General features: G+C 64.0%; 17 protein-coding genes. 9 read left to right on the top strand and 8 right to left on the bottom strand.

Annotation, left to right across the window (positions count from 1 at the left end):
- Positions 1 to 660: 660 nt before the first annotated feature.
- Complete coding sequence (gene rplS / locus AXZ77_RS01995; protein ID WP_075775806.1) at positions 661 to 1,038, top strand: 50S ribosomal protein L19; 378 nt, start codon at positions 661 to 663, stop codon at positions 1,036 to 1,038.
- An 11-nt stretch (positions 1,039 to 1,049) separates the two neighbouring features.
- Positions 1,050 to 1,271 (top strand): 50S ribosomal protein L31, encoded by a 222-nt coding sequence (gene rpmE, locus AXZ77_RS01990; RefSeq protein ID WP_078522037.1) that lies wholly within the window; start codon positions 1,050 to 1,052, stop codon positions 1,269 to 1,271.
- A gap of 84 nt (positions 1,272 to 1,355) precedes the next feature.
- Here the strand turns inward: rpmE and AXZ77_RS01985 are convergent, their stop codons facing one another.
- Positions 1,356 to 2,066: a YoaK family protein gene (locus AXZ77_RS01985; RefSeq protein WP_098409826.1), complete on the bottom strand. Its 711-nt coding sequence runs from the start codon at positions 2,064 to 2,066 to the stop codon at positions 1,356 to 1,358.
- Between the two features lie 272 nt (positions 2,067 to 2,338).
- On the opposite strand from AXZ77_RS01985, the gene metG reads away from it, so the two are divergent.
- The gene (gene metG, locus AXZ77_RS01980) at positions 2,339 to 4,048 is read left to right on the top strand and encodes a methionine--tRNA ligase (protein ID WP_098409825.1); all 1,710 of its coding nucleotides are present in this window, start codon (positions 2,339 to 2,341) and stop codon (positions 4,046 to 4,048) included.
- Between the two features lie 142 nt (positions 4,049 to 4,190).
- Here the strand turns inward: metG and AXZ77_RS01975 are convergent, their stop codons facing one another.
- The 4 genes from AXZ77_RS01975 to argC form a co-directional block, all read right to left on the bottom strand.
- Positions 4,191 to 4,679, bottom strand: a complete 489-nt coding sequence (locus AXZ77_RS01975) for a holin family protein (protein ID WP_369679764.1) — start codon at positions 4,677 to 4,679, stop codon at positions 4,191 to 4,193.
- Positions 4,676 to 5,287 (bottom strand): holin-associated N-acetylmuramidase, encoded by a 612-nt coding sequence (locus AXZ77_RS01970; RefSeq protein WP_098409823.1) that lies wholly within the window; start codon positions 5,285 to 5,287, stop codon positions 4,676 to 4,678. The genes AXZ77_RS01975 and AXZ77_RS01970 overlap by 4 nt, the downstream gene beginning before the upstream one ends.
- A gap of 85 nt (positions 5,288 to 5,372) precedes the next feature.
- Positions 5,373 to 5,816 (bottom strand): cytochrome c maturation protein CcmE, encoded by a 444-nt coding sequence (ccmE, locus tag AXZ77_RS01965; RefSeq protein ID WP_098409822.1) that lies wholly within the window; start codon positions 5,814 to 5,816, stop codon positions 5,373 to 5,375.
- A 63-nt stretch (positions 5,817 to 5,879) separates the two neighbouring features.
- Positions 5,880 to 6,908: an N-acetyl-gamma-glutamyl-phosphate reductase gene (argC, locus tag AXZ77_RS01960; protein WP_098409821.1), complete on the bottom strand. Its 1,029-nt coding sequence runs from the start codon at positions 6,906 to 6,908 to the stop codon at positions 5,880 to 5,882.
- Between the two features lie 102 nt (positions 6,909 to 7,010).
- Between argC and AXZ77_RS01955 the strand changes: the two genes are divergently transcribed.
- Complete coding sequence (locus AXZ77_RS01955; protein ID WP_098409820.1) at positions 7,011 to 7,826, top strand: DUF805 domain-containing protein; 816 nt, start codon at positions 7,011 to 7,013, stop codon at positions 7,824 to 7,826.
- Positions 7,827 to 7,838: 12 nt separating this feature from the next.
- On the opposite strand, the gene murI is transcribed toward AXZ77_RS01955, so the two are convergent.
- The 3 genes from murI to AXZ77_RS01940 form a co-directional block, all read right to left on the bottom strand.
- On the bottom strand, positions 7,839 to 8,651 hold the full coding sequence (gene murI, locus AXZ77_RS01950) for a glutamate racemase (protein WP_098409819.1): 813 nt from the start codon (positions 8,649 to 8,651) through the stop codon (positions 7,839 to 7,841).
- 40 nt (positions 8,652 to 8,691) lie between these two features.
- Positions 8,692 to 9,594, bottom strand: a complete 903-nt coding sequence (locus AXZ77_RS01945; RefSeq protein WP_098409818.1) for a lysophospholipid acyltransferase family protein — start codon at positions 9,592 to 9,594, stop codon at positions 8,692 to 8,694.
- A gap of 77 nt (positions 9,595 to 9,671) precedes the next feature.
- Positions 9,672 to 13,082 (bottom strand): indolepyruvate ferredoxin oxidoreductase family protein, encoded by a 3,411-nt coding sequence (locus tag AXZ77_RS01940; RefSeq protein WP_098409817.1) that lies wholly within the window; start codon positions 13,080 to 13,082, stop codon positions 9,672 to 9,674.
- A gap of 157 nt (positions 13,083 to 13,239) precedes the next feature.
- Between AXZ77_RS01940 and AXZ77_RS01935 the strand changes: the two genes are divergently transcribed.
- The 5 genes from AXZ77_RS01935 to AXZ77_RS01915 all read left to right on the top strand — a co-directional run bounded on the left by AXZ77_RS01935 (position 13,240) and on the right by AXZ77_RS01915 (position 18,884).
- Positions 13,240 to 14,142, top strand: a complete 903-nt coding sequence (locus AXZ77_RS01935; RefSeq protein WP_098409816.1) for a LysR family transcriptional regulator — start codon at positions 13,240 to 13,242, stop codon at positions 14,140 to 14,142.
- Between the two features lie 426 nt (positions 14,143 to 14,568).
- Positions 14,569 to 15,165 carry a hypothetical protein gene (locus tag AXZ77_RS01930; RefSeq protein WP_098409815.1) on the top strand — a complete coding sequence of 199 codons (597 nt, stop codon included), beginning with the start codon at positions 14,569 to 14,571 and terminating at the stop codon, positions 15,163 to 15,165.
- A 141-nt stretch (positions 15,166 to 15,306) separates the two neighbouring features.
- A complete protein-coding gene (purL, locus tag AXZ77_RS01925) occupies positions 15,307 to 17,469 on the top strand; it encodes a phosphoribosylformylglycinamidine synthase subunit PurL (protein WP_098409814.1) in 2,163 nt (720 codons plus the stop codon).
- Positions 17,470 to 17,570: 101 nt separating this feature from the next.
- The gene (locus AXZ77_RS01920) at positions 17,571 to 18,563 is read left to right on the top strand and encodes an FUSC family protein (RefSeq protein ID WP_176535936.1); all 993 of its coding nucleotides are present in this window, start codon (positions 17,571 to 17,573) and stop codon (positions 18,561 to 18,563) included.
- Positions 18,564 to 18,641: 78 nt separating this feature from the next.
- Entirely contained in the window at positions 18,642 to 18,884 is a 243-nt protein-coding gene (locus AXZ77_RS01915) for a BolA/IbaG family iron-sulfur metabolism protein (RefSeq protein ID WP_075775791.1), read from the top strand.
- The last annotated feature ends 14 nt before the right edge of the window (positions 18,885 to 18,898 follow it).

Below are 18,898 nucleotides of genomic sequence, written 5' to 3'. Positions count from 1 at the left end.
CCAAGGTGCATCTAGAAGCTTCGCGCCCCTTGGCTCAACACTTGGAATCTAGACCTAAATACAGACATTATCGGTCCGGCTTTGTGTAATCCGAAGTGTAGATTTTTTCCCGATTTCCTGACATTTCAACTCCGCCGCCTCTGGCGTCATTAGATCACCGGTGGCTGTCGAGCCTATTATTACAGGGCCAGAGTTCAGGGATGGCGTACAACCGACCGCTGCGATTGGTAGCACGCATACAAGCAAGATAAGTCCTTTTGGTTGCACTGTATGCTCTTCCCGGCTTCTGTTTGCTTTCCAATCAGATTTTCGCAGGCGCCTAGGTCCGTCGAACCTCAGGTTCTCGAATGATACCAGATGTTCGCCTCGTCCGCATAGCGAACCTCGCCACCCCCACTTCCCCCTTGATCCGTTACCCATTTCCCCGTAATACGCGCGGGTCCGGAGCCGGAATCGGCCCTCGGACCCTTTTGCTGTTGCCCGGCGGAGCCTTCTTCGGTCCGCGACACGGCACCGGCGAAGGGCGCAAAAAGCGAAAGACGACCTGAAATCTCCCGCGGGCGCGACCCTGAAAAGGCGACCGGACCCGATGAAGACGCGGAGCTCTGAGGCGGCGAAACCTTCACGGGACAAACCGTGAGCATGTGAAAGGACGTTGCGATGAACCTGATCGCACAGCTCGAGGCGGAACAAATCGCCGAGCTCAACAAGACCATCCCGGATTTCAAAGCCGGTGACACCATTCGCGTCGGCTACAAAGTGACCGAAGGCACCCGTTCGCGCGTGCAGGCCTATGAAGGCGTCTGCATCTCGCGCAAGGGCGGCGACACGCTGGCGGCTTCGTTCACCGTGCGCAAGATCTCCTTCGGCGAAGGCGTGGAGCGTGTGTTCCCGCTCTATTCGACCAACATCGACTCGATCGAAGTGGTCCGCCGTGGCCGCGTGCGTCGCGCCAAGCTGTACTACCTGCGCGCCCGTCGCGGTAAGTCGGCTCGTATCGCCGAAGACACCCACTACAAGCCCAAAGCTGCGAAATAAGGAGCGGGACGATGAAAGCCGAAACCCATCCCGACTACCACACGATCACCGTCAAGATGACCGACGGGACCGAGTATCAGACCCGCTCGACCTGGGGCTCCGAGGGCGACACCCTCACCCTCGACATCGACCCGACCTCGCACCCGGCGTGGAACGGCGGTTCGTCGCGCCTCATGGACACCGGTGGTCGCGTGTCGAAGTTCAAGAACAAATATGCCGGCCTCGGCTTCTAAGCCTGAGCTGCATGACTGTTACGGAAAAGGGCGCCTCGCGGGCGCCCTTTTTCATGCGCGCCCCGACGCCTCTCTATCGAAGCCTCACCGCCCCCCGCGATAGACCTTGCGCAGTTCCGGCACGGCGATGACGATCAGCAGCGCCGCAGCCAGCGCGAAGACCATCGGGCCGATGCGCTCATATCCCAGCACGCCTGCGATACCGCCCGCGAAGAAGGAACACAGCGTCGCGACATGCAGCAGGAGCCGCGATCGCAGCACCTGCCTGGTTTCCGCATCGCGCGCGCCCGGCAAAAGCGCCGCAAGCTCCAGCCCCAGATCGGTCGCGATGCCGGACACATGGCTCGTGCGCACCCGCCCGTCCGAGATTTTCGTGCTCGCCGCGTTCTGCAGCCCCATCAGGAAGCTGAGCCCGATCATCATCAGGTGCTCGCTCATCGCCGCGGCCCAGACCATGTCCAGGATCGTCAGCACGATCAGCAACGCGGCTTCCAGCAGGATCGACAGCGCGTAGATCCCGTGCAGCCGCCGACGCTGCCCCACGTCGATCAGCACGCCAGACGCAAAGGCCCCGAAGACGAAGGCCAGCAACAGAAGCAGAAACCAGATCGCCGTGCCGAACCGCCCCAGCGCGAGCAGGTCCGTGGCGGTCGAGACATTCCCGGTCATGTTGGCCGAGAAATAGCCAAGCGCCCGGAACCCGGCCGCGTTCACCGCCCCCGCGACCAGCGCCAGCCAGATCGCCAGCGCGAGGTCGATCGAAACGCTCCGATCGTCTCCGGCATGTATCAGCACCGCTTGCCCCCTACGCTCACTCCGTCTCGCCCCGACTATCGACGCCACCTGCGCAAAAGCAAGTCTTCGGCATGCAGAACCCTCTCTGCCCTCGTCGCCTACACTCAAGCCAGCACCGAGACATGGCGCTAAACCGAGGACGCAATCGGCAAGATCCACACGCTCGACTGGCCCTGAAGCCGCAAGCGGTGCGTCTCGGCGCTCCCCCCTAGCCCTTCCCATGATTCCCTAGTAAACCCGCGCTCAAACGCTCCACAGCAAGAGGGTCCTACATGGCGCGCCATCTTATTACCTCGGCTATTCCCTATATCAACGGCATCAAGCACCTCGGCAATCTCGTGGGCTCGCAGCTGCCGGCTGATCTCTTCGCCCGCTACCAGCGCGCGCGGGGCAACGAGGTGATGTTCATCTGCGCCACCGACGAGCACGGCACCCCCGCCGAACTGGCCGCCGCGAAAGCAGGCAAGCCGGTCGCCGAATATTGCGCGGAGATGCACGAGGTGCAGGCCAAGATCGCGGAAGGCTTCCGCCTCAGCTTCGATCACTTCGGGCGCTCGTCCAGCTCGCAGAACCATCGCCTGACGCAGCATTTCGCGGTGAAGCTGGCCGAGGCCGGGCTGATCCGCGAAGTCTCGGAAACCCAGATGTATTCCAAGGCCGACGGGCGCTTCCTGCCCGACCGCTATATCGAGGGCACCTGCCCCAATTGCGGCTTCGAGAGCGCGCGCGGCGATCAATGCGACAACTGCACCAAGCAGCTCGACCCGGTCGACCTGATCAACCCGCATTCGACGATCTCGGGTTCGACCGATCTGGAGATGCGCGAGACCAAGCACCTGTTCCTGCGCCAGTCGGCGATGAAGGATCAGCTCGATGCGTGGATCGACAGCAAGTCCGACTGGCCGGTGCTGACCACCTCGATCGCGAAGAAATGGCTCCATGACGGCGACGGGCTACAGGACCGCGGCATCACCCGCGATCTCAGCTGGGGCGTGCCCGCGCAATTCGAGGGTGCGCCGTGGTCGGGCATGGAAGGCAAAGTCTTCTATGTCTGGTTCGACGCGCCAATCGAATATATCGCCGCGACCGAGGAGTGGACCGAGAAGACGGGCGGCGACTGGGAACGCTGGTGGCGCACCGACAAGGGCGCCGACGACGTGACCTACACCCAGTTCATGGGCAAGGATAACGTACCCTTCCACACGCTGAGCTTCCCCGCGACGATCCTTGGCTCGGGCGAGCCGTGGAAGCTCGTCGATTACATCAAATCGTTCAACTACCTGAACTACGATGGCGGCCAGTTCTCGACCTCGCGCGGCCGTGGCGTCTTCATGGATCAGGCGCTGGAGCTTCTGCCCGCCGATTACTGGCGCTGGTGGCTTCTGTCCCACGCGCCCGAAAGCGCGGATGCCGAATTCACCTGGGAGAATTTCCAGGTCTCGGCGAACAAGGACCTCGCCGATGTTCTGGGCAACTTCGTCAGCCGGATCACCAAGTTCACCCGCTCGAAATTCGGCGAGGCGATCCCGGAAGGCGGCAGCTGGGGCGAGCAGGAAGCGGCCCTGATCGAGGATCTGACCACCCGCATCCGCGCCTACGAGACGCATATGGAAGAGAAGGATATCCGCAAGGCGGCGATGGAGCTGCGCGGGATCTGGGTCGCGGGCAACGAATACCTGCAGGCGTCGGCACCGTGGTCGGTGTTCAAGACCGATCCCGATCAGGCAGCGGCCATCGCACGGCTCGCGCTGAACCTGATCCCGATCTACGCGGTGCTCTCCGCGCCCTTCATTCCCGATGCGGCGAAGATCATGCTCGAGGCGATGGGCGACGAGGATCGCGACTGGCCGGGCGATGTGAAAACGGCGCTCGAAGCGCTGCCCGCAGGCCACGCCTTCACCACGCCCGAGGTGCTCTTCCGCAAGATCACGGATGACGAGCGCGAAGAGTGGCAGGAACGCTTCGCAGGCACCCGCGACTGAGGCGCATCAGGGGCTCCGCCCCTCTTCGCTTTCGCGAATTCACCCCGGGATATTTCCGGCAATTGGAAGCAAGAACCTGCCCTCTTCCAACTGCCTCAAATATCCCGGGGGAGTTCCCGCAGGGAGCGGGGGCAGCGCCCCCCTACCCGGCCGGTTTCTCGCCCGCCCGCCAAGCCGAGAGCGCGGCGTTTTCCTCTGACGAAGTGGTGGCGAGCGCTGCGGGAGGCACAGCCGGCACCTTCTTCATCCGGAAATAATGCGCCTCGCGCGCACCGAAATAGAAGCTGACCACCGCGCCCAGAAGCCACCAAAGCGGCTCGGGCACGTAGCTCAGCCCGACCATCCGCTGCGCGAAGCCGACCGGGTCGAGCATCGCATAGACGAAGAGTCCCACGATCCCGAAAGCGAGCACCGGGCGCGGCAGGCGGTTGAGACCGTTCACGATCCGGTCGAAGCGGCCGGGGCGGATGTATTCGAACTCCGCCCCGTGTTCCTGAAGCGCTGCGAGATAGGTGGCCTGCGCGGCCGCGAGCTCCTTTGTGGCATTGGGCACGAAGACCTCCGCCACCGAACTGGCGGCCTCGCCTGCCGCCTTCACCGCCCCCGCACCGCCGAGCAGTTTCTCGATCATGCCCATTTCGCCACCCGCTTGCGATGCTCGCCCTCGGTGAGGTGAAAGCGCGGCGAGATGAACTCCTCGGCGCGGCGGATCCAGCCGCCCTTCCTGCCCGCGCGCGTCGTTGCGTATTTGCGGCTGGCAGGCCGGGCATCGGCGATCCGGTAGTAGTAGTTACGCCGCGCGATCCCGTAGGCATCGGCGAAATAGCCGGGCGCGGCCGCATCGGCGAGCTCGGCGGCGGCGATGGTCTGCGGGCCGATGATCCCGTCCACCACGACGCGCTGGCCCATATCGCCCAGCAGGCGTTGCAGGATGACGACCGCATTGCCGCCTGCATTCACATACATGTCGAAGACCGAGGCCTGCACCGAAGGCGGCAACCGGTCGATGCGCGGGCTCTTGTAGTAATGCTCGATGAAAATCTCGGCGGCCTGCGCGGGGTCGAGCGAACGGACATCCATCTCGTCCACCCGGCCATCGCCGGTCAGATCGCGCCCCAACCGGCGCAGGGTTCCGAGCGTGACGCCATGTTTGGTCGCACCGCCCGGATCGTCCGGATCATCGACATAACCGCCTTCGCGCGCGACGATCTCCGCCGCGATCTGAGTGACCGATTTCATGGCCTGCCTCCGTTGATGACAACGTCAGGCAGGCTCGGGCCGTGCGATTAAGAGGGCTAGAAGAGAGCGTTCGCCGGGGTCGCGATCAGGAGGACGGGCCCTCGTAGACGCCCTGTTCCTTCAGCGCGTCCGCGACTTCCTTGGGCATGTAATTCTCATCATGCTTGGCGAGGATTTCAGAGGCCACGAACGTGTCGCCTTCCATCTTGCCCGTGCCGATCATGCCCTGACCCTCTTTGAAGAGGTCCGGCAGGACGCCCGCGAATTTTACCGGGACGGTCGCGCCGCCATCGGTGACCTTGAATTCGATGACCTCGCCCTGACCGCGCTTGAGCGAGCCTTTCTCGACCAGCCCGCCGAGGCGGAACACCTCGCCGGGCTGCGGCGGTTCGGTGGCAAGCTGCGAAGGCGCACGGAAGAAGTTGATGCCGCCGCGCATCGAATAGCCGATCGTGACGGTCGCGATCACCAAGGCCAGCGCAGCAACGCTGAGCACCTGGATACGACGTTTCTTCTTCAGACTCTTCATCTCTTCGCCTCCTGAGATGCCGCTTCGTCTACCTTACCGCGCCGGCCTTGCCATTGACGCGGATCAAGGGAAGACGGGGGCGAGCATCAGCCCTTCGCTTTCCTCCAGCCCGAGCATGAGGTTCGCGTTCTGGATCGCTTGTCCCGACGACCCCTTGCAGAGGTTGTCGATAGCCACGACCACGAGCGCGCGCCCGGGGATCCTATCTCCTGATACACCAATATGGGCATAATTGGAGCCAGTTACAGACCTGGTGGACGGAACTGCGCCGAAAGGTAGCATTTCGATGAAAGTTTCTTCCGCGTAGCGGTCGGCCAGCGCCTTGTAGACGGCCTCGGGCTCGCCTTTCACATAGGCGGAGGCGAGGATGCCGCGGTTGAAGGGCGCCAGATGCGGGGTGAATTGCACCATCACGGGGCGGCCCGCCAAGGCACTGAATTCCTGATCGAATTCACCAAGGTGGCGATGCTTGCCGCCTTGCGAATAGGGGGCGACACCGCCCGACAGCTCCGCATGGAGCAGGTTTTCCTTCAGCGAGCGGCCCGCGCCCGACACACCGTTCTTCAGATCGAGGATGATATCGTCGAGGTCGATCACCCCGGCCTCGATCAGCGGGCGGATCGCGAATTGGCCCGCGGCGGCGTTACAGCCCGTGCCCGCAACCAGCCGCGCGTCGCGAATCGCATCGCGGTAGAACTCGGTCAGCCCGTAGACCGCCTCTTTCTGCAGTTCGACCGCGGCATGGGGCTTGCCATACCATTTCTCGTAATCCGCCGGATCGCGCAGCCGGAAATCGGCCGAGAGGTCCACGATCTTCAGATCGCGCGGCAGCTCCTTGATGACCGCCTGCGAGGTCGCATGCGGCAGCGCGCAGAAGGCCAGATCGACATTCGAGAAGTCGATCTCTTCGATCTTCACCAGATCGGGGAGGCCCAGATGGCGCAGATGCGGGAACACGTCGCCCATCGCCATACCGGCCTTTCGCTCGCCCGAGAGGGCCACGATTTCCATATTCGGATGGGTGGCGATCAGCCGGACGAGTTCGGCGCCGGTGTAGCCCGATGCGCCCAGAATCGCGATTTTCTTCGTCATATCAACCTCTGCGCTTGTCGCTCGGCTCTCCCTTACCCTAAGCTCACACTCAAATAAACTCCGTGTGAAACGGGGCAAGGCGAGAGTGAACGAGGCAGGGCGATGGCAGAGCAGTGGTATTACGCCGATGGCAAGGATCCCGTCGGCCCGTTCCCCGCAGAACATATGATGGACATGGTCCGGGCCGGGCGCATCAAAGCCGAGACGATGGTCTGGCAGGACGGCATGGAGGGGTGGGAGCCTGCGGGCGATCACTTCTTCCGACGCCCGCCGGAAACCTCGGCCACGGGCGCCGACCCGCAGAGCGGCGCGACGAATTACGCGGCCCGCATCGCGCAGCGCCATCAGCAGGAGGGCAAGCTCTCCTCAGCCGACCCCCGCGCCTATGCCGATGCCTCGATCGAACGCGAGCGCACGCAACGCGGGATCGGAGCGGACGGGATGTATGCCGGAGCGCCTTCGCGCGGTTTCGGCGAGGCGATCAAGGTTTGCTTCCGCAAATACGCGACCTTCAAGGGCCGGGCGAGCCGGTCGGAATACTGGTGGTTCGCGCTTTTCGTCATGCTGGCGAGCATCGCTGGCGCGATTGCCGAAGGGTCGATGGGCGAGGACGGCACGGCGATCAGCGCGGTGATCACTATCGCGACCTTCTTGCCCTCGATCTCGGCGCAGGTTCGTCGCCTGCATGACACCGATCGCTCAGGCTGGTGGGTTGGCGGCTACCTGCTTGCGAGCCTGTGCGGCGGCCTCGTGATCGCTCTGACCGTCATATCGTCCGGGGTTCAGGATCCAGCAGCGATGGCGGGCATGTCCGCAGCACTATTGGCGATCTGGGGGATCGTGATGCTGGTCTGGGGCATCGCGCTTTTCATCTTCATGCTCAAGCGCGGCACGCGCGGGCCCAACCGGTTCGGCTGAGGCGCCCGTAGGTCAGGCCGCCTCGAACCGGATCGAATAGCGCAGAAACTGCGTCGCGTGGCTCGACACCGAGGCCGGATCGCCCGTGGTCAGGAATTTCGATTCCGTGCCCGCGCCTCTGAATTCGGGACGACGCTCGAGATAATCCGCAAGGCTTTCGGCCACCAGATTGGCCTGGCTGTAGACATCGACCGTGTCGCCCAGCGCTTCCTGGAAGGTCTTCTGCATCAGCGGGTAATGGGTGCAGCCAAGGATCGCGGCCTCGGGCTTGGGCATCCGGCGCTTGAGCGCCTCGACATGGGATTTCACCAGCGCTTCGGCGAGGATCTCGTCGCCGGTCTCGATCGCATCGACCACGCCGCCGCAGGGCTGCGCCTCGACATCGACGCCAATCGCGCGGAAGGCCAGTTCGCGCTGGAACGCGCGAGACGCCACCGTCGCGGGCGTCGCAAACAGCGCCACATGTTTCACCGCCACTTCGCGCGGCGGGGAGTTGTCGCCCCATTTGCGTTCGGTCAGCGCCTCGATCATCGGCACGAAGACGCCCAGCACGCGCTTGCCCTCGGGGATCCAGGTCTCCTGCATCCGCTTGAGCGCGGCGGCAGAGGCCGTGTTACAGGCGAGGATCACCAGATCGCAGCCTTCCTCCCACAGACGCTCGACGCCCGCGCAGGTCAGGTTGAAGATGTCATCGGCATCGCGCACCCCGTAGGGCGCATGTGCGTTGTCGCCATAATAGCAAAAGGCCATGTCCGGCAGCCGCTTGGCGCAGGCATCATAGACCGTCAGCCCGCCCAGACCTGAATCGAAAACGCCTACTGCCATGCTCGCGCCCCTCGCCCGTCCGGGCCGCAACAGGCGCCGGTCAGTTTCTATATTTCGCCTCGAACTCGAAGCCATAGCCGTAAGACTTCAAGGGAGTCGGCGACAAGTCATACGTCGCACGGCGCAGGAAATCCATCATCTGTTTCGGGCTCTCACGCAGCGGTGCGAGATCGGCCTGCGGGATCGGCTCACCCACGCAGAGTCGCACCGGCCGATTGGCGTGGCGTTTGAACTCGCGGATCATCAGCCCCATGCGCAGGCTGTAATGCAGATGGCTCGCCAGCTGGAACAGACGGCTGTTATGGCCCTCGAAGAAGACCGGCACCACGGTCGCATCGGATTTCGCGATCATCTTGGCGGTGAAATTGCGCCAGCCCGGATCCATCGGCGCACCGAAGGGCTTGGCGGCGGTCGAGACCGTGCCGCCCGGAAACACCCCGATCGCGCCGCCATCGCCGAGGTAGCGCAGGGCGTCCGAACGGGTGCGCAGATTGGCCTTCATGGCCTCTTTCGTCTCGGAAAAATCCACCGGCAGGATGATGCGGTCGATCTCTTCGGCGCGTTTGAAGACATTATGAGCGAGGATGCGGAAGTCGCCGCGGATGCGCGACAGCAGCAGGCCCATGATCAGCCCGTCGAGGATGCCGTAAGGGTGGTTCGCGATCAGCACCAGCGGCCCGGTCTGCGGGATATTGGCCAGCGCCCCGCGGGTCACCTCGATCTGCAGCCCGTAGCGCTCCGCCATCACCTGCCAGAAATCCGCGCCTTGCGCGATGTCGTGCTCGTAGCCGCGGGCACGCCGGATCAACCCGATCCGCCCGGTCGCGTTCTCCATCGCGCGGATCAGAACCCGTGCGCCTTTCGAGCGCGCGGACCAAGCATATGAGATTTCCTGTGTGGCGTGGCGGACAGGCATCCGGGGGGCCATCGGGGTGGCGGTCATCTCGAACCTCCGCAACATGGGCTGGCTTCACTCTGCCAGCGCCATGTCACGAAGGTACGACACTCAGATGACAGCCCTCACTCGGCAGCCATTTTCTGCGGCGTGCCGCCTGCGCGGAAAGCGGCGAGAAGTTCCTCGCGCCGCTTCGCCGCCATTTGCTCGGCCTGTGTCTTGACCGGGCCGAAGCCGCGGATGGTCAGCGGCAGCTTGGCCAGTTCGCGCGCGATCTCCATCGTCTCCGGCGTGACCTTGGGCAGCACTTCGGCCATGTCGGCCTCGTATTGCTTGATCAGCGCGCGCTCCATCTTGCGCTCGGCGGCATAGCCGAAGGGATCGAACGGCGTACCGCGCAGCCCCTTGAGCTTCGCCAGAAGACGGAAGTTGCGCTCCATGCCGGGGCCGAATTCGCGCTTCTTCGGGCGACCGTCCGAGCCTTCCTTGGACAGGATCGGCGGGGCGAGATGGAAGTGCATCTCGAAATCGCCCTCGAACTCGGCCCGCGCCTTCTCTGCCGTGGACAGATGCAGCCGCGCGACCTCGTATTCGTCCTTATAGGCCAAGAGCTTGTGATAGCCCTTCGCGACCGCTTCACGCAGCTCCGACGGCGCCTCGTCCACCAGTTTGCGGAAACGCTTGGCGAGCCGCTTGTTCTGGTAGTCGACGAGATGGCTGGCCCGGAACTCGATCGGATCGACCGGGGCCTTCACGACTTCCGCCGCCATCGCCTTCGCGGCTTCTGCCGGGAAAGCCATCGCCCAGCGCCCCAGATCGAAGGCGCGCTTGTTCTCGGCGGGTTTGGCACCGTTCAGCTCGATCGCCCGGAAGATCGCCTCGAGGGTCAGCGGCACGTAGCCTTGCTGCCACGCAGCCCCCAGCACGACCATGTTCGAGTAGATCGAGTCGCCCAGCATCTGCCGCGCCAGTTCCGAGGTATCGGCAAAGGCCACGCGGTCCTTCAGCCGCGCCTCGAGGCTCAGCCGAAGCTGTTCGCCCGGCAGGCGGAAGTCGCGGTTGCGGGTGAATTCGCCGGTGACGATCTCGTGGCTGTTGATGACGGCGCCGGTGCGGCCCGTCGTCATCAGCCCCAAGGTCTTCGCGCCCGCCGAGACCACCAGATCGCCGCCGATCACGCAATCGGCCTCGCCCACGGCGACGCGAATTGCCGAGATATCCTCGGGCTTGTTCGCGATGCGCAGGTGGATATGCACCGCCCCGCCCTTCTGGGCGAGACCGGCCATCTCCATCATGCCCGCGCCCTTGCCGTCGATATGGGCGGCCATGGCAAGCACCGCGCCGATGGTCACGACGCCCGTGCCGCCAACGCCGGTGATCACCACGTTATGGGTGCCGTCGATCGCGGGCAGCGTGGGCTGCGGCAGGTCCGGCAGGTCGAGCGCCTGCGCCTCGGCCTTCTTCACCTTCGCCCCGTGCAGCGTCACGAAGCTGGGACAGAACCCGTCGAGGCAGCGGAAGTCCTTGTTGCAGGACGACTGGTCGATCGCGCGCTTGGTGCCCAGCTCGGTTTCCTCCGGCACGATGGAGACGCAGTTCGACTGCACCCCGCAATCGCCGCAGCCTTCGCAGACATCCGTGTTGATGAAGACGCGCTTGTCCGGATCTGGGAACTTGCCGCGCTTGCGGCGGCGACGCTTCTCGGCGGCGCAGGTCTGGACATAGATCAGCGCCGAGACGCCTTTCGTCTTCGCCAGACGTTTCTGCACGGCCATCAGCTCGGCCCGTTCGACCTTCTCGACGCCCGCGGGGAAAGTGGACAGGTCCAGCTCTTCCTTCTCGTCATAGACCACCACGACCGGCTTCACGCCCATCGCCACGATCTCCGACGCGATCTGTTGCGCGGTCAGCCCACCCTCGTTCTCCTGCCCGCCGGTCATCGCGACCGCGTCGTTGAACAGGATCTTGTAGGTGATGTTGGTGCCGGCCGCCAAAGCCGCCCGGATCGCCTGCGCGCCCGAGTGGTTATAGGTGCCGTCACCGAGGTTCTGGAACATATGCTCCCGCGTCGAGAACGGGGCCTCGCCGACCCAGTTCACACCCTCGCCGCCCATATGGGTGAAGCCTTCGGTGTTCCGGCCCATCCATTGCACCATGTAGTGGCAGCCGATCCCGGCATAGGCGCGCTCGCCCTCGGGCACCTTGGTCGAGCTGTTATGCGGGCAGCCCGAGCAATACCACGGCGTGCGGGTCGCGATCTCCGGCGCGTTATCGGCGCGTTGGGCGGCTTCGATCTTCTCGATACCCGCCTTGATCGCATCCGTGCCCCGGCCCTCTTCGATGAAGATGTCGCCGAGCTTGCGCGCGATCATCACCGGGTCGAGCGCGTAGCGCGTGGGGAACAGCTCCACCTGACGGCCATTCTCCCAGGTATCACCCTTGTGCCAGCCATAGACGCGGCGGCCGCGACGGTCGTCGAAGATCGCCTCCTTGACCTGCACCTCGATCAGCTTGCGCTTTTCCTCGACGACGATGATCAGCTCAAGCCCCTCGGCCCATTCATGGAACGAGGTCATGTCGAGCGGGAAGGTCTGGCCGATCTTGTAGGTGGTGATGCCGAGCCGTTCGGCCTCGGCCTCGTCGATCCCCAGAAGCGAGAGCGCATGGGTCTGGTCGAGCCAGTTCTTGCCTGCCGCCACCAGACCGATCTTCGCCCCGGGCTTACCCCAGACGCGATTGTCGATGCGGTTCGCGCGGGCGAATGCCTCGGCCGCATAGCGTTTGAAGTCGATCATCCGCGCTTCTTGCGCCACCGGCGTGTCGCCAAGACGGATGTTCAGCCCGCCTTCGGGCATCTTGAAGTCGGGGATCACGAATTGTTGACGGAAGGGATCGCCGTCGACGACTGCCGTCGCCTCGACCGTATCCTTCATCGTTTTCAGACCCACCCAGACCCCGGCGAAGCGGCTGAGCGCATAGCCGTACAGCCCGAAATCGAGGATTTCCTGCACGCCCGCGGGCGACAGAACCGGCATGTAGGCATCGACCATCGCCCAGTCGGACTGGTGCAGCACGGTCGAGGATTCGCCGGTGTGGTCGTCGCCCATCGCCATCAGGACGCCGCCGTATTTCGACGTGCCCGCCATATTGGCGTGGCGCATCACATCGCCAGAGCGATCGACGCCCGGTCCTTTGCCGTACCAGAGGCCGAAAACGCCGTCATACTTGCCTTCGCCGCGCAATTCCGCCTGCTGCGAGCCCCACAGCGCGGTCGCCGCGAGGTCTTCGTTCAGGCCCGGCTCGAAGCGAACATCGCTCTCTTCCAGCACGGTCTTGGCGCGCGCCATCTGCAAATCGACAGCGCCGAGCGGCGAACCGCGATAGCCTGTGACATAGCCGGCCGTATGCAGTCCCGCCGCCTTGTCGCGCGCGGCCTGAGCCAGAACGAGACGCACCAAAGCCTGCGTCCCGTTCAGCAAAACCGGAGATTTCGTAAGGTCGAACCGATCCGCTAGGGATATTTCTTGCCTTCCCATTAAGCACCTCCCCTTGCTAACTGGGCATGGAGACATGGTAGGTCATAATATCTGACCTAGAAAGCGGAAAATTGTTACTTAGCGGTTTCGTAAATCGTCAAGATTAATGTAAAGAAACTTGCGCGGAACAGCAGATGATAAAGCGAAAGTGACCTTAATGGATTGGGACAAGCTCAGAATCTTTCATGCAGTGGCCGATGCGGGGTCTTTGACCCATGCTGGCGACGCATTGCATCTGTCTCAATCTGCCGTGAGCAGACAGATCCGGGCGCTCGAAGAGGCCCTCGGAACGACTCTTTTTCACCGTCACGCCCGCGGACTGATTCTCACCGAGCAGGGCGAATTGCTGTTCGAAGCCACCTCGTCGATGGCGAAAAAGCTCGACAGCGCCTCCGCACGCATCCGTGACAGCGAAGAAGAAGTCTTCGGCGAGCTGCGCGTGACCACCACGACGGGCTTCGGCACGCTCTGGCTCGCGCCGCGCCTGACGAAGCTCTACGAGAAGTATCCCGATCTGAAGATCGACCTCATGCTGGAGGAGCGGGTTCTCGACCTGCCGATGCGCGAGGCCGATGTCGCCGTGCGCATGAAAGAGCCCGCGCAGGCCGACCTGATCCGCAAGCGCCTGCTGAACATCCGGATGCGGCTTTACGCGACATCCGAGTATCTCGCGAAATGGGGCTCGCCCGAAAAGATCGAGGATCTGCGCAAGCATCGCCTGATCTGCCAGACCCCGCGCACCCCGCAGGTACAGGCGGGCGCGCAGCTCGCGCGGCAGGTTCTGGCCTTCGATCAAAGCTCGACGCTGACGGTGAACAACTACTTCGGCGTGCTGCAAGCCGTGCTGAACCATATCGGCATCGGCATCCTGCCCGACTACCTGACCGCCGATTTCAACGACCTCCAGCGGGTGCTGCCCGATCTGGAATCGGTCGAGATCCCGATCTTCCTCGCCTACCCCGAAGAGCTGCGCTCTTCGCGCCGTGTGACCGCTTTCCGCGACTTCATTCAGGAAGAAATCACCAACTATCGGCGCTTCAAGGCGGGCGATTCAACCTAGGGTTGCACCGCGACTTTACCGCAACGCATACCGGCCATGATGCGCCCGCAGCATGTTTTCCCTTGATGCGTTAACAAACTGCCCATAAATGAGGCTCAGAAGGGTTGGCCGTGCCGAAAGGCGCAGCACCTTCTACCTCCCTGTTGGACTTTGGCCGAGCTTTGCTCGGCCTTTTTTTTGTCCAACGCCCGGATGCGGCTTTCACGCACGGCGCGAAGCCCCCTCCCCACAGCGCCGATCTCACGAAGTTTCTCGCGGTCGCGACCGAGCAAACCCCGCTCTACGCGCAACTATCCCCTTCGGTTCATTAAAAAATCCACGATCTCGTTCACAAAAATTTCAGTGAACTTTCGCCGGTTCAGCCCGTTCCTTTCCCGACGCCAGCAACGGCGCAGCACTTGAGTAACCAGTTGGAAGGATTCAGACATGACTACCGCCAAAAACATCTTTGCCGCTTCGACCGCTCTTATTGGCGCGATGACCATCGCAGGCTCGGCTTCGGCCCTCGACCTGTCGAAAGTGCCCTCCACGAATAATGATGACGGCCAGTATTACGGCATCGCCGACTATCGCACCGGCACCGTGCCGGGTCAGGAAACCTCGACGGGCACGCCGCCCGCGGTGACCTCCTCGAACACCTTCGAGTCGACCGACCAGTACGGCATCACCGACGTGAAGACCGGCACCGCGACGTTCAACAGCACCTCGATGGGTGAGGAAATGATCCCCGCGCAGCGCCAGCTGACCGACGAAGCCGGCATCGCGGGCATGAAAACCGCCGCCAATGCCGAAGACAAGGCAATGAGCGTCGACGGCAACATCATCGGCATGATCGAGAAGGTCGAGGCGAATGACGGCTACGACACCGTCTATATCCGCACCTCGCCGAAGCTCGACACCACCGTGTCGCTGTTCAAGATCAACGTGCCGAAAGGCGCAGCCGCCAATGGTCAGGTCAAGCTCGGCTGGACCGTGTCGGAACTGCTGACCAATCTCGAGACGCAGGTGGACATGCGCTCGTAATCCGGGCTGCACTTGATACGTGCTTTTTCGACGCGGGGCCTTCGGGCCTCGCGTTTTTTCTTTCCGCAACGTCCGGCCTCTCTTTTCCCCCTGCGCATATTCGCCTAATAGGGGCGGCGAAGCCGATGCCGGAGGATCCTCATGAACGAGCCGCAGATCACGCCTGATCTCATCGCAGCCCATGGCCTGAAACCCGACGAGTACGACCGGATCCTCGAGATCATCGGACGCGAGCCGACATTCACCGAGCTCGGGATCTTCTCGGCGATGTGGAACGAGCACTGCTCCTACAAGTCGTCGAAGAAATGGCTGCGCACGCTGCACACCGAGGGCGAACAGGTCATCTGCGGTCCGGGCGAGAATGCGGGCGTTGTCGATATCGGCGACGGGCAGGCCGTGGTCTTCAAGATGGAGAGCCACAACCACCCCTCCTATATCGAACCGCATCAGGGGGCTGCGACCGGCGTGGGCGGCATCCTGCGCGACGTGTTCACCATGGGCGCACGCCCGGTGGCCGCGATGGACAGCCTGAGCTTCGGCATGCCCGACCACCCCAAGACCTCCCATGTCGTGAAAGGCGTGGTCGAGGGCGTGGGCGGTTACGGCAACTGCTTCGGCGTGCCGAACGTGGGCGGCGAAGTGCGCTTCCACCCCTCCTATAACGGCAACTGCCTTGTGAACGCCTTCGCGGCGGGCCTCGCGGATGCCGACAAGATCTTCTACTCCGCCGCGTCCGGCATCGGCATGCCGGTCGTCTATCTAGGTGCCAAGACGGGCCGCGACGGCGTCGGCGGCGCGACCATGGCCTCGGCCGAGTTCGACGACACGATCGAAGAGAAGCGCCCCACCGTTCAGGTCGGCGACCCCTTCACCGAGAAATGCCTGCTGGAGGCCTGCCTCGAGCTGATGCAGACCGGCGCGGTGATCTCGATCCAGGACATGGGGGCCGCGGGCCTGACCTGTTCCGCGGTCGAGATGGGCGACAAGGGCGGCCTCGGCGTGCAGCTTAACCTCGACGCGGTGCCGCAGCGCGAAGCCGCGATGACCGCCTATGAGATGATGCTCTCGGAGAGCCAGGAGCGGATGCTCATGGTCCTCAACCCCGAGAAGGAAGACATCGCGCGCGAGATCTTCGTGAAATGGGATCTCGATTTCGCCATCGTCGGCGAGACCATCGCGGAAGACCGCTTCCTGATCGTGCATGGCAACGAGGTGAAAGCCGACGTGCCGCTGTCGAAACTGTCCTCGGAAGCCCCCGAATACGATCGTCCGTGGGTCGAGACGCCCGTCGCGACCGCTGGCGAGGCGCTGCCCGAGATCGGCGCGATCGATGCGCTCAAGGCGCTGATCGGCTCGCCGAACTACGCGCATAAGTCCTGGGTCTATGAGCAATACGACACGCAGGTGATGGGCGACACGGTGCGCCGTCCGGGGCTCGGCGCGGGCGTCGTGCGCGTGCACGGCACCGACAAGGCGCTGGCCTTCAGCGCCGATGTGACCCCGCGCTACGTCAAGGCGAACCCGTTCGAGGGCGGCAAGCAGGCGGTGGCCGAAGCCTATCGCAACCTGACCGCCGTGGGCGCGAAGCCGCTGGCCTCGACCGACAACCTGAACTTCGGCAACCCCGAAAAGCCCGAGATCATGGGCCAGTTCGTGGGCGCCATCAAAGGTATCGACGCCGCGGTGCGCGCGCTCGACATGCCGATCGTGTCGGGCAACGTCTCGCTTTACAACGAGACCGACGGCACCGGTATCCTGCCCACGCCGACCATCGGCGCGGTCGGCCTGCTGAGCTCGCTCGACGAGCTGATCGCGGGCCTGCCGACGGCGGGCGACGTGGCGATGGTGATCGGCGAGACCAAGGGGCACCTCGATCAATCCGCGCTGGCGTTTGAAGCCTTCGGGCTCGAGTCGGGCGACGCGCCCGAGGTCGATCTCGATGTCGAGAAACGCAATGGCGAGTTCCTGCGCGAGAACCGCGCGCTGGTCAAAGGCGCGAGCGATCTCTCGGATGGGGGCCTCGCGCTTGCAGCTTTCGAGATGGCGGAAGAGGCGGGTCTGGGCGTTACGCTCGAGGCAGACGACATCGCGACGCTCTTCGGCGAGGATCAGGGCCGCTACCTCGTGGCCTGCTCCTTCGATCAGGCCGAGGCGCTGATGGTCGCCGCCCGCAAGGCTGACGTGCCGCTTTACACCGTGGGTCGCTTCGGCGGCGACACGGTCGGCTTCGGTTCGGACAGCGCCCCGCTTGAGGAGCTGTCGACCCTCTATCGCAGCGCGTTCAAAGCAGCGATCGACGCCTGAGTTCTGTGACCTGACGCAGAGCGGACATGCGCGCCGGGCGGTTCCTGACCGCCCGCGCACAAGCTAATGTCGCGGCGATCCACCGATTTCAGGTTCCCGCTTTGACAAGTTCCACGCTCGCCTATGCCGCCCGGCTGTTCCTCGCCGCGACGCTCGCCCTGACTGCCGCCCGGTTACTGGGCCTGACCAATATCTATTGGGCGGCGATGCCGATCTGGGTGGTGATCCAACCCCATCGCGAAGACATGGCCCTGCGCGCGGTGCTGCGGGTCGCAGGCACCTTGGTCGGCGCCGGCATCGGGATCGCCGCTCTGACTTGGCTGCCCGTGCCGGGAATCGCGCTAACCGTGGCACTGACCGCCGCCGTGGGTGTCGGCATCGCCTACCGGATCGGAACGCATTGGGCCTATGGCTTCACGCTGATGGCGATCACGATCGGCGTGGTGGTGATACCCGCGCTGGGGATGGGCGCGGATGCGATCCCGCTCGCGCTCGACCGGGTCGCCTGCACCCTTCTGGGCGTCATCTCGGTGACGGCGGTGAACTGGCTCTTCACGCCGGCCCGTCGCGCGCCGATGCCGCCGCGCCCGAACCCGCATTTCGCCCAGCAGCTTTGGCTGCGCATGGCGGCGGTGGCGGTGCTCACCGGCGGGGCCACGCTGATCGACGCCCATTTCACCCACCCCGCCGCGACGGCCGCCGCGCTTTCCGTGATCGTCTTCTCCTCGGTTCTGGGCTCCATGCCGAATCCGCGCCCCGCCGTGCGCTTCCTCATTCCCGGTGTCGCGCTTGGCGTGCTCGCCGCCGTCACCTATCGCGGGCTCACGCATCTGTCGGGCGGCGATCAGACCGAGCTTCTGATCCTCGCCTTCGCCTTCATCGCGGGCGGTGCGCTGCTGCGCGCCCATCCCCGCACCACGTTGATGGGGATCGACATCAACATGTGCTTCCTGCTCGCCGGAGAGATCGGCGCGCCGGGCCATTCCCTGCCCGTGACGGCCGCCGGAGCCGCCGCGATGTTCATCGGCAGTGTGGTCATCGCGACGCTCATGTTCTTCCTGTCGCGATTGCACCCGCCAGCGGCCACCGCATAGGTCCGCGCCCCCGCGCATCCCCTTGCAGCCAGCCGCCGCGCCACTTAAGTTTGCGGCAAAGGACGAGGAGCCCTATTTATGGCAATGGAAGCCCATGACATCGAAGCCCTGATCCGGGCCGAATTCCCCGATGCCAAGATCACGATCACCGATCTCGCCGGGGACGGGAATCATTGGGCAGCGGAGGTCATCGACGAGAGCTTCCGCGGCAAGAACCGCGTCCAGCAACAGCGCGCGGTCTATGCCGCGCTCAAAGGGGCGATGGACGGGCCGAACGGGGTGCTGCATGCGCTCGCTTTGACCACCAAAGCGCCCGAGTGATTTCACACACGTCT

This window comes from Thioclava sp. ES.031, assembly GCF_002563775.1.
In the GTDB taxonomy this organism is placed as follows: domain Bacteria; phylum Pseudomonadota; class Alphaproteobacteria; order Rhodobacterales; family Rhodobacteraceae; genus Thioclava.
Note: the sequence above shows the minus strand (reverse complement) of the source record. Positions and strands in the feature narration are given on the sequence as shown.